Origin of the sequence: Frankia sp. Mgl5, from assembly GCF_023242985.1 — a bacterium.
Taxonomy (GTDB): Bacteria; Actinomycetota; Actinomycetes; order Frankiales; family Frankiaceae; genus Parafrankia; species Parafrankia soli.
In genome coordinates this window covers 13,282-23,999 of the sequence record NZ_JALKFY010000688.1, presented here as the reverse complement: position 1 = coordinate 23,999, position 10,718 = coordinate 13,282, and the positions used below count along the sequence as shown (strand labels likewise).

General features: G+C 72.7%; 7 protein-coding genes and 1 pseudogene. 7 read left to right on the top strand and 1 reads right to left on the bottom strand.

Annotated elements, in window-relative coordinates; all coding sequences use genetic code 11:
- Positions 1-834 precede the first annotated feature (834 nt).
- The 5 genes from MXD62_RS25750 (at position 835) to MXD62_RS25730 (ending at position 7,611) form a co-directional block, all read left to right on the top strand.
- Positions 835-2,664 (top strand): glycosyl hydrolase, encoded by a 1,830-nt coding sequence (locus MXD62_RS25750; protein WP_248832004.1) that lies wholly within the window; start codon positions 835-837, stop codon positions 2,662-2,664.
- A 360-nt stretch (positions 2,665-3,024) separates the two neighbouring features.
- Positions 3,025-4,218 (top strand): HpcH/HpaI aldolase/citrate lyase family protein, encoded by a 1,194-nt coding sequence (locus MXD62_RS25745; protein WP_248832003.1) that lies wholly within the window; start codon positions 3,025-3,027, stop codon positions 4,216-4,218.
- A 14-nt stretch (positions 4,219-4,232) separates the two neighbouring features.
- A complete protein-coding gene (locus MXD62_RS25740) occupies positions 4,233-5,591 on the top strand; it encodes a phosphoribosyltransferase family protein (protein ID WP_248832018.1) in 1,359 nt (452 codons plus the stop codon).
- Positions 5,588-6,757, top strand: coding sequence for a cysteine protease StiP family protein (locus MXD62_RS25735; protein ID WP_248832002.1), 1,170 nt, complete (start codon positions 5,588-5,590; stop codon positions 6,755-6,757). The genes MXD62_RS25740 and MXD62_RS25735 overlap by 4 nt, the downstream gene beginning before the upstream one ends.
- Positions 6,754-7,611 carry a sucrose-6-phosphate hydrolase gene (locus MXD62_RS25730; RefSeq protein ID WP_248832001.1) on the top strand — a complete coding sequence of 286 codons (858 nt, stop codon included), beginning with the start codon at positions 6,754-6,756 and terminating at the stop codon, positions 7,609-7,611. The genes MXD62_RS25735 and MXD62_RS25730 overlap by 4 nt, the downstream gene beginning before the upstream one ends.
- A 19-nt stretch (positions 7,612-7,630) precedes the next feature.
- On the opposite strand, the pseudogene MXD62_RS40905 reads toward MXD62_RS25730, so the two are convergent.
- Positions 7,631-7,720, bottom strand: a pseudogene (locus MXD62_RS40905) (nucleoside deaminase); the annotation flags it as partial.
- 30 nt (positions 7,721-7,750) lie between these two features.
- On the opposite strand from MXD62_RS40905, the gene MXD62_RS25725 reads away from it, so the two are divergent.
- Complete coding sequence (locus MXD62_RS25725; protein ID WP_248832000.1) at positions 7,751-8,503, top strand: antibiotic biosynthesis monooxygenase; 753 nt, start codon at positions 7,751-7,753, stop codon at positions 8,501-8,503.
- Between the two features lie 50 nt (positions 8,504-8,553).
- Positions 8,554-10,572, top strand: a complete 2,019-nt coding sequence (acs, locus tag MXD62_RS25720) for an acetate--CoA ligase (RefSeq protein ID WP_248831999.1) — start codon at positions 8,554-8,556, stop codon at positions 10,570-10,572.
- Positions 10,573-10,718: the final 146 nt, after the last annotated feature.

Here is a 10,718-nt window from a genome sequence, read left to right as displayed (position 1 = left end):
GGCGAGCGCGACGCCAAAGGGCGAGCACGCCGGTCGGCGGGCTCGCGGTGTTCGACCGCGGGTCCGCCACGCCGGGGTGATCCTCAACCGCGCGAGTCGCGTCTGGCCGTGCCCGGCCGTGCCGTGGTTGCGCCGTGCCGGGTCGGTACCGGCAGATTCACGATCCGTTCGCGGCCAGCTGGCGCGGGCGGCGGGGGCGAGCAGTTTGGCGGCCCCGGGGCCGGGTCCGGCCCCGGCGGGCCGGCCACGGGACGACGACGGGCGAGCCGCCTGCCGGCCGCGAGCCTGCCGGCCGAGGGACCGGTGGTGTGGGCGACAGCAACGGGCGCACCGACCTGCTTGGTGACAACCAGTTGCGTAGTCACAGCCGTCCTCGTGTTCCGGACGAACCGTGAACTATTTCGCCACTCGTCCACCGCTGTGAGCAGGATCGCTATAAATGATCGAGTTGTTGTGTATCCGTTACTTTGGCTTTCGTGTTACGGGTGGTAATCGCCGTGCCGGCACTTTCCTCCTATCGCACCAGCTGTTTCCGGGGTAGTACCACCCCCGTTCTGGTTAGTCCCTTACGATGGCTTCGATCAGCTCTGGGGCACTTTCGATCAGTCCCAGGGTGGTAAGGCCGGATTCTGCCGGATCCGGCCGCTGCAGCCGGAGAATCCGTCGGACGCCGTCGGCTCTGGCGCCGAGGCGGCACGCTGGGTCCCACCACGGTGGTGGTGGCCCGGAGGGGACGAGCCGCAGGGAGACCGCACAGCCGGTTTCCCGCGTGTGCCGAGTTGTTTGTCCGTCGATGCTCCGTCCGACGCCACGACCGAAAGGCGGCGCGCGAGCATGGCCTCGACACCCGGCGGCCGACCGACCCCTCAGGTCGACCGCACCTCCCGGTTCGGCTTCGGCCGGAATCCCGCGGGCGCCCCGGCGTCCCGGCCGCCGCGGCCGCGCCGCCGGCACCGCTTCGGCCGTGGGCCGCGGCTGGGCCTGGCAGCCGGCTTCGTGCTGGCGCTGTCCCTGCCGCTGGTGGCGCCGGCCGGTGCCGCGCCGACGGCCGCCACGCCGACACCGTCGCCCACCGTGGGCACGACCCCGGAGGCTGACGGAACCTCGTCGCCCGTGCCGTCCTCGTCGGCCGGGGGTGTCGCCGACCAGCAGGTCCCGGTCGCCGGCCTGACCTCCGGTCCGGCCACCGCCGGGCAGTCGAAGCTGACTCTCGTCCTGTTCGACAGCGACATCGTGCTCGTCGGCGGGCGTGGCTTCGGGCCCGGCAAGGACGTGGCGGTCACCGCCGCGACCACCGACCTCGGTGGCTCCGCGAGCGCCCGGGCCGGCGCGGATGGCCGGTTCATCCTCGGCTTCCAGGTGCCGCTCGGCTTCTCCGGCCGGGTGACCGTGACGGCGAAGCAGGAGTCGGTGGAGGCCAGCGGCACGCTCGATGTCGTCGACGCTGGCACGCCGGGCCTGGCGAACGGGGCGGCCAACGGCGCCGAGGTCCCCGCGCCAGCCCCGACGGCGAGTCCTGTCCCGGACCCCGTGGCCACCCCGGCGCCGACGACCGCCGAGCCCACGACTTCGGAGCCCACGACTTCGGAACCCACGGCCTCCGGGCCCACCAGCTCGGAGCCGACGGGCACCGCTCGGGCCACCACCCCCCCGAGCGCCGGCCGGCGGGGCTCGCCGGCGCCGACCGCCGTACCCGCGCCAGCGCCCACGGCCGCGCCGTCGGCGGGGAGCGGTACGGGCACCGGCACCACCACCGGCACCACCACCGGCGGCACCGGCCGGCTCTCCGGCCTGCCCTGGATGTCCGGCGTCTACCCGTCGCACGTCCTGTCGCAGGTCCTGTCCTTCGGGACGTGGCGCGGGCGGGCGAACGACGTGGCGCACGTGTTCACCGTCCGTACCCAGGGCTGGAACGCGATGGTCGAGCCGCGCTGGCCGCTGGACCTGTACAAGGCCTTCCCGGGCAAGCTGATCATCAGCCAGCCGACCTATCCGAAGGGCCAGGGCAACAACGCGGCCTGCGCCCGCGGCGAGTACGACAGCTACTGGAAGACCTTCGGCACGTTCCTCAAGAACAACGGCCGCGCAGATTCGATCGTCCGCATCGGCTGGGAATTCAACGGCAAGTTCATGTACTGGCACTCGGACCCGGCCGGGACGGAGTTCCGCGACTGCTTCCGCAAGATCTCGACCGCCATCCGCTCGACGGACCCCGCGGTGAAGATCGACTGGACGTTCAACGCGCACGCCTCGCCGGTTCCCAACGGGGGCACCCCGTGGGCGGCCTACCCGGGTGACGAGTACGTCGACTATGTCGGCATCGACTCCTACGACTGGTACCCGCCGTCGCGGGACGAGGCCACCTGGAAGAAGCAGTGCGAGGACCCGAACGGCCTGTGCTACCTGCTCGAGTTCGCCCGCCAGCACGGCAAGAAGGTGGGCGTGGGCGAATGGGGCGTGTCCTCGTGCAGCCGCAACGGCGGCGGTGACAACCCCTTCTACATCCAGAAGATGTTCGACACGTTCACGAAGTACGCGGACGTGATGGCGTACGAGTCGTACTTCCACGACGCGGCGCCCGGCAACGTCTGCTCGACCATCATGAACGGCGGCCAGAACCCGAAGGCGTCCGCCCTGTACAAGAAACTGTTCGGCTCGGTCTGAACGGCGCCACTCGGCGCTGCTCGTCTGCCGGGCAGCGCTGAGCAGCCCGGTCCGAACGGCGGACCATTCTCGGCACACAGATGATCGTTCGTTTCAGTGAACGGGCCGTCACCCCGGCATCGCGGGGGTGGCGGCCCGTTCGTCTGCCGACCAACACCTGTGCACAGAGGCGTCGTGTGCCGTTTCGTGTCGAACCCCCGGAGTGGCGCGGTAGCGTCAGCCCCGGGCACCATGTCCAAGCCCGCCCTGTGACCTGCGTGGTTGCGGTTCCCGCTTACGAGGGCTCGCGGGATCGCTCGCGCAGGCCCGCCGGATCGTCCGTCCCCGGATCGTCGGATCGTCTCGACAGGAGCGCGCCGCTTGCGTCACTTCAGCTTCCTGGACGGCCAGGCCGCCAGGACCCTGTTCCACCGAGCTCCGGAAGAGATCACGACCGGCGGTGACCGACGCCTCGTAGCCACCGCGCTCGGCGCCACCCTGTACGCGCCCGGTACCCGCCCGCGACTGGCCTCGGACGTCCGCCGCCAGGTGGCGGCCGGGGTGACCTCGATGGTCCTCTGCCTGGAGGACGCCATCGCCGACCACGAGGTGCTCGGGGCCGAGTCGAACGTGGCCGCGGCGCTCGCCGACCTGGGGGAGGACCCGCCGGCCTGCGGTGAGGGTCTGCCGCTGCTGTTCGTCCGGGTGCGGGCCGTCGCGCAGATCCCGGCGCTGCTGGCCCGGCTGGGCGGGCCCGCGCGCTCCCTGCTCGCCGGGTTCGTCCTGCCGAAGTTCAGCGAGGAGAGCGGCGAGGCGGCGCTCGAGGCGGTGCTGCGCGGGTCCGACACCCTCGGCCGGCTGCTGTGGGCGATGCCCGTACTGGAAAGCCCGCAGGTGATCTACCGCGAGACCAGGATCGAGACCCTGACGGCCGTGCGCCGCCTGGTCGACAAGCACGCCGACCACGTGCTGGCCGTCCGGCTGGGCGCCACCGACCTGTCCGGGGTGTTCGGCCTGCGCCGCGACCGTGACCTGACCATCTACGACATCGCGGTGGTACGCGACTGCATCGCCGACATCGTGAACATCTGCGCCCGCGGCGGCGATCATGTCGTCACCGGCCCGGTGTGGGAGTACTTCGCCCAGCCCGAGCGCCTGTTCGTGAGCTCTCTGCGGGTGACGCCGTTCGAGGAGGCCGACCTCGTCGACGGCAGCGAGCGCGGCGCGCGGATCCGCACGGAGCTCGTCTCGGCCGACCTCGACCGGCTCATCCGGGAGGTCGTCCTCGACAAGGCCAACGGCCTGATCGGCAAGACGGTGATCCACCCGAGCCACGTGCCGGCCGTCCACGCGCTGAATGTCGTCACCCAGGAGGAGTACGAGGACGCGGAGGCGGTCCTCGAGGGGGACGCGGGCGGTGTCCGGCCGAGCAGCTACGCGAACAAGATGAACGAGCTGCGCCCGCACCGGCCGTGGGCGCAGGCCGTGCAACGGCGGGCACGGGCCTTCGGCGTGCTGCGCGAGGGCCTCACCTTCGTCGACGTTCTGGCCGCGACGCAGGACGCGTTGCGGTGACCGGGCAGGATCGGATGCTCGGCCAGGACCGGACGCGTGACCCCGACTGGCTGTGGGAGGAGCTCGGGCTGGAGATCGAGGTGCGCGGCGGCGAACCGGCCGCGCCCGCGGACGCGGCCGAGCTGCGCCGGCTCGTCGGGCTGGCGCTGCGCCGCAACCCGCTGCGGGCGCACCTGCTCGTCAGCCGGGTCCTCGGCAAGCACCTGCCGGTGCCGCCGGTTACCGCGCTGGACGCGGCGGCCCGCCTGGCCGAACGGGTGCGGGCCCTGCCGGCACCCGCCCGGTGGGCCGGCCCCGGGCCGGGGGCGGCCGAGGTCCCGCTCGTCATCGGGTACTGCGAGACCGCCACCGCGCTCGGGCACGCCGTCGCCGACGGCCTGCCGAACAGCCACTACCTGCACACGACGCGGCGCCGGGTACCGGGCAGCACGCCTGTCCTGGAATTCGTCGAGTCGCACTCGCACGCCACCCACCACTGGCTCATGCCCGCCGATCCCGGTGTGCTGGAAACCCCCGGCCGGCTGCTGCTCGTCGACGACGAGCTGTCGACCGGACGGACGGCGATGGGCACCATCCGCATCCTGCACGCCTTCGCCCCCCGAACGGACTACGCAGTGGCGGCGCTCGTCGACGCCCGGCCGCCGTCCGCCCGGGCCGCCTTCGACGCCCTCGCCGCCGAGCTCGGCATCCGCCTGGACGTCGTCTCCCTCGTCGCGGCGACCGTCACGGTGCCCGCGGACGTGACGGCCCGGGCCAGCCGGATCCGCGCCGCTTTCGGCGCCCCGACCCCTGCCGGGGGCGGCGGCGACCGTGGCCGCGCGGAGCACCGGGTCACCCGGGTGGCGGTGAGCTGGCCGGCGGGTCTGCCGGACGGGGCACGCCACGGCTGGTCCCCGGCCGCCCGTGAGCGCCTCACCGACGCGGTTCCGGCCGTGGCGAAGGACGTCCTGGCGGGACTGCCCGACCCCGCCCGCGGCGGGGACATCCTGGTCCTGGGTACCGAGGAGTTGATGTACGTGCCGATGCGGCTGGCGGACGGCCTGGCGGAACTGACCGGGCGCAGGGTGGTCTACCAGTCGACGACCCGCTCCCCGGTCCATCCGCTCGACGTCGACGGCTACGCCATCCGGGCGGCGCTGACCTTCCCGGCGCCCGACGGCCCCGAGCGGGTCAGCCACGTGTACAACGTGACGCCGGGCCGCTACGACGACATCGTGCTCGTCGTGGACTCGGGGATGGACGACCGCGGGCTGGTCCCCGGCGGCCCCGACCTGGACGGCCTGCTCACCGAGCTGCGCCGCTGCGCCGACGTCACCGTCGTCACCATCCCCTGCCACGTGCCGGCGGCGCGCGGCGCCGAGGACGCCCGGTGAGCGCGGTGCGGCCCGTCGCGACCGGCGGGCGAACGCTGATCGGCTCCGGCTCCTACCTGCCCGAGGACGTCACCTTCCTGCTCACCGACCTCAGCGCGGCGAACCTCGAACGGCCGACGGAGGACCGCGAGGAGGGCTTCCAGTCCGGCCGGCACTACTCCGAGGACCTGCCGATCGAGTACCAGCCCGACGCCGCCTACCTGCGGATCTACCACCAGGCGCTGGAGCGGTCCGCACGGCGGGTGGCGTTGGCGACCGGGATCGTCGCCGAGCTCGTCCGGCACACCAAGCCCGCGCCGGTGATCGCCTCGATCGCCCGCGCGGGCACGCCGATCGGCATCCTGATGCGTCGCTGGTACGCGTTCCGGCACGGCCTGGACGTCCCCCACTACGCGATCTCGGTCATCAAGGACCGCGGCGTCGACATGAACGCCCTGCGCCACATCACCGACCGCCACGACCGCGCGGTCATCCAGTTCGTCGACGGGTGGACCGGCAAGGGGGTGATGACCCGGGTGCTGGCCGAGGCGGTCCGCGGCCTCGGCATCGACGACACCCTGGCCGTGCTCGCCGACCCGGCCCGCTGCGTGCCGCTGTTCGGCACCCGCGACGACTTCCTCATCCCCAGCGCCTGCCTGAACTCCACGGTCAGCGGGCTGGTCAGCCGAACGGTGCTCAACGCCGAACACATCGGCCCGGACGACTTCCACGGCGCGAAGTTCTACCGGGAGCTCCTCCCGCACGACCTCTCCCAGCACTTCATCGACACGGTCGTCGACCGGTTCGACGAGGTGGCCGACGAGGTCGAGGCGGCCTGGCCCCGGCTGTGGGCCGCCGACCGGACACCGACCTGGGAGGGCTGGGCCGCCGTCGAGCGCATCGCCGAGCGGTTCGACATCCCGGATGTGATCATGGTGAAGCCCGGGGTGGGCGAGGCCACCCGGGTGCTGCTGCGCCGGGTTCCGTGGCGCATCCTCGTCGCCCCCGACCGGCTGGACGAGCTCGCCCACGTGCTGGCGCTGGCCGAGGCCCGCGGAGTGCCGGTGGAGGAGATGGCTGGCCTGCCCTTCTCCTGCGTCGGCCTGGTGCGGCCGGTACGCGCCGCGGACGGCGAGAAACCGGTGTTCCACACCCCGGCGGCGCGCTGGCGCCCGGAGACACCGTGACCGCCCCGCCCCGTCCCGCGCCGGTGCCGGTGCCGGACGGCCCGCACCTGCTGGCCTGCGACCTCGACCAGACGCTGATCTTCGCCCGGAAGTCCTTCCGGCTGGCCTCCGGGACGGCCGAGCCGGAGGTGACCCTGGTCGAACGGATCGACGGCGTCCCCTCGGCCTACTCCACCACCCGCGCACTCGACATCCTCGCCCGCCTGCACCAGACGGCGGTCTTCGTCCCGGTCACCACGCGGACCCTCGCCCAGTACCGGCGGATCGACCTCGGCGTGCGCCCCGCGTTCGCGATCGCGGCCAACGGCGGGCACCTGCTCGTCGGCGGCGAGCCCGACCCCGCCTGGGCGGAGCAGGTCGCGGCCCGCCTCGCGGGCACCTGCGCTCCGCTGGCGGAGATGGAGGCCCTGGCCGCCCGGCTCGACGCCGCCGGATGGGCCCGCATCGTCCGGGTGGCGGACGGCCTGTTCGTCTACCTGGTCGCGCACAGCCGGGAGGCGATTCCCGACCTGTCCGACGTCGCCGCCGAGGTGGCGTCGGCGGGGTGGTCGCTGTCCACCCAGGGCCGCAAGGTCTACCTCGTTCCGACGGCCCTCACCAAGCAGGCGGCCGTCGCGGAGGTCGCCCGCCGGGCCGGCGCGTCCCGGGTGCTGGCCGCGGGCGACTCCGTCCTCGACGCGCCGATGCTCGCCGCCGCCGACCTGGCCGTCCGACCGGCGCACGGGGAGCTGCACGAGCAGGGCTGGCAGGCCCCGAACCTCACGGTGACCACCGCCGCCGGAGTCCTCGCCGCCGAGGAACTGCTGAACCTCTTCCACACCTGGTCAACCACCCACCCCGAGCCGGCCCGGTAACCATCGCGGCCCGGGGCCGCGGACGGCTGAAGTCCTCGTACTGGTAGGCGTCGTCGAAGCCGATCCGCCGGGTCGCCGCGAGGTCGTTGGCGTAGTAGACGTCGATAATGATTCGGACGGCGCCGCCGCGACCGTCGTGATGACGCTCGACGTCCGGGACGGCTGTGAGCGGGAATACCGTCGGTGGCCGGAGCGGACCAATGACGCCGCTCGTGACCGGCCGGGATTCGAGGCGGTCGAGCTCTATCCGCCCGCGTCCGCGGAGAGCCACTCCTGGATCGTGGTGTTCCGGTTCTCCACGCTGGCGCTGCTGCGCGGCTGGCTGGAGTCACCGGCCCGCCGGCGCCTCGTCGAGGAGGGCGACCGGCTGCTCGATCACCCTGCCACTCAGGGGATCCTCGCCGGCCGGCCACCCGAGCGGGACGTCGTCACCGCCGTGGTGCCGCATGTCGTGCGCCGGGGGCACGAGCGGGAGTTCGAGACCTGGCAGGAGAAGGCACGCCGGGTGCAGGCGAGGTCGCCAGGATTCCTGGGATACGAACTTTTCCGGCCGGTTCCCGGGGTGCAGGAGCGCTGGGTCGCCCTTTTCCGGTACGACTCGATGCGGCACCTGGAGGAATGGCTGGATTCAGCTGCCCGGGAGAAACTCCTCGCGGACGGGCGGCGGCATTTCGCCGGTTTCGGCGTCCGCACCGTGGGGTCGTCGTTCAGCGGCTGGTTCCGGTTCGGGGACGGCGCCGACGGTGCGCCGCCGCCCAACTGGAAGCAGACCATGATGGTCCTGCTCGCGCGCCGCGCGGCCGAACCGTCCTGCTCGCGCGCCGCGCGGAAGTGGCCGCCCGCGCGGCCCAGTGGCCCTGGGAGGCCGCCGGGCTTCGTGATACACCGATGAAACCGTAGGTGACCGCGTTGTTCGGGCCTTCGCCGACGCAGGAGGAACGCGTGACCGTGACAGGCATAAACGCAGGAAGCGGGACGGACGGCGGCGCCGCCGGTGGAGCGCTCGAGGTGGAGCTGGGGCGCCTGCAGACCGTGGAGCGCTTCGACCCGCCGCCGGGTTTCGCGCGCCGTCAGCCGTACGCCGCCGACGCGGCGGCGGCGGCCGCCGACCCGTCGGCCTTCTGGGCTGCAAAGGCACGCGAGCTGCTGACCTGGCAGAAGCCCTTCACCCGGGTCCTCGACGACACGAACCCGCCGTTCTACAAGTGGTTCGACGACGGCGAGCTCAACGTCTCCGCCAACTGCCTGGACCGGCACGTGGCGGCCGGCCTGGGCGGGCGGGTCGCCTACCACTGGCACGGCGAGGAGGGTGAGCGGCGGGCTGTCACCTACTCCGAGCTGCTCGCCGACACCCAGCGGCTGGCGAACGGCCTGCGTTCGCTCGGTGTGGTCCCGGGTGACGTCGTCGGCATCTACCTGCCGATGATCCCCGAGGTCGCGGTGGCCATGCTCGCCTGCGCCCGCATCGGCGCGGTGCACAACGTGGTCTTCGGCGGGTTCGCGCCGTCCGCGGTGCGGGAGCGGATGGAGGTCTCCGACGCCAAGGTGCTGATCACCGTGGACGGGGCCCGCCGCAAGGGCCGCACCGCGGCGGTCAAGGCCGGCGTGGACGCCGAGCTGGGTGACCTGCCGAAGCTGGAACACGTCGTGGTCGTCCGCTCCACCGGGCCGGTGGGCGGGGCCGAGACGGTGATGACGGCCGGCCGCGACGTCTGGTACCACGAGCTGCTCGCCGCCGCCGACCCGCTGTGCCCGCCGGTGCCGCTCTCCGCCGAGCACCCGCTGTTCATCCTGTACAGCTCCGGGTCGACGGCGAAGCCGAAGGGCATCCTGCACACCACCGGCGGCTACCTGCTCGGCGCGACCTACACCCACCGCACGGTCTTCGACATCGACCCGGAGACCGACGTCTACTGGTGCTCCGCCGACGTCGGCTGGATCACCGGCCACTCCTACATCGTGTACGGCCCGCTGTCGAACGCCGTGACGAGCGTGATGTACGAGGGCGCGCCGGACTACCCGGACTACGACATCTGGTGGCGGCTGATCGCCGAGTACAAGGTCACCGTCTTCTACACCGCGCCGACGGCCATCCGGGCGTGTATCAAGTGGGGAGCGCGGTACCCGGAGCGGCACGACCTGTCGTCGCTGCGGCTGCTCGGCTCGGTCGGCGAGCCGATCAACCCGAAGGCCTGGCTGTGGTACCACCAGGTGATCGGCGGCGGGCGCTGCCCGATCGTCGACACCTGGTGGCAGACCGAGACCGGCTCGATCCTGATCTCGCCGATCCCCGGGGTGACGTCGACCAAGCCGGGGTCGGCGACGACGCCGCTGCCCGGGATCAGCCCGGCGCTGCTGTCCGAGGACGGCGAGCCGGTCACCGAGGGCACCGGGGTCCTGGTGATCACCAGTCCGTGGCCGTCCATGCTGCGCACGCTCTACCGCGACGACGAGCGGTTCGTGCAGACCTACTTCTCCCGGTTCGGCCCCCGCACCTACGTCGTGGGCGACGCCGCCCGCCTCGACGCGGACGGCTACTTCTGGATCATCGGCCGGATCGACGACGTGATCAACGTGTCGGGGCACCGGCTGTCCACCGCCGAGGTGGAGTCCGCGATCGTCGCGCACGAGGCCGTCGCCGAGGCGGCCGTGGTGGCCCAGTCGGACGAGGACACCGGCCAGGCGATCGTCGCGTTCGTGACGCTGCGCGGCGAGCTCGTCGGCGACGACGCCATGGTCTCCCAGCTCCGGGACCACGTCGCCCACCGGATCGGCAAGCTGGCCCGCCCACGCCGCATCATCTGGGCCGACGACCTGCCCAAGACCCGGTCCGGCAAGATCATGCGCCGGCTGCTGCGGGACGTCGCCGAGGGCCGCGAGCTCGGTGACGTCACGACCCTGCGCGACCCGGCGGTCATGTCCGCGCTCGCCGCGAAGGTCGCCACCGCCCCGGACGAGTAGCCACCGTCCCGTCCGTCCCCGCCGTCCGTCCACCGCGTGGTGGACAGGCGGCGCGGAGTGCGGAATATCCGTCCTGGGGGGATCGTGGAGAAGTTGTTGCGGCTCGGTAACCGGCGGGTCGAACCCGGGTGCGGCGAGTTCATGCA

Excerpts from the sequence above, each read along its gene's own strand:
- MXD62_RS25740 (WP_248832018.1), top strand. The coding sequence starts at position 4,233 with ATGCTCGGCCAGGACCGGACGCGTGACCCCGACTGGCTGTGGGAGGAG.
- MXD62_RS25725 (WP_248832000.1), top strand. The coding sequence starts at position 7,751 with ATGACGCTCGACGTCCGGGACGGCTGTGAGCGGGAATACCGTCGGTGG.
- MXD62_RS25750 (WP_248832004.1), top strand. The coding sequence starts at position 835 with ATGGCCTCGACACCCGGCGGCCGACCGACCCCTCAGGTCGACCGCACC.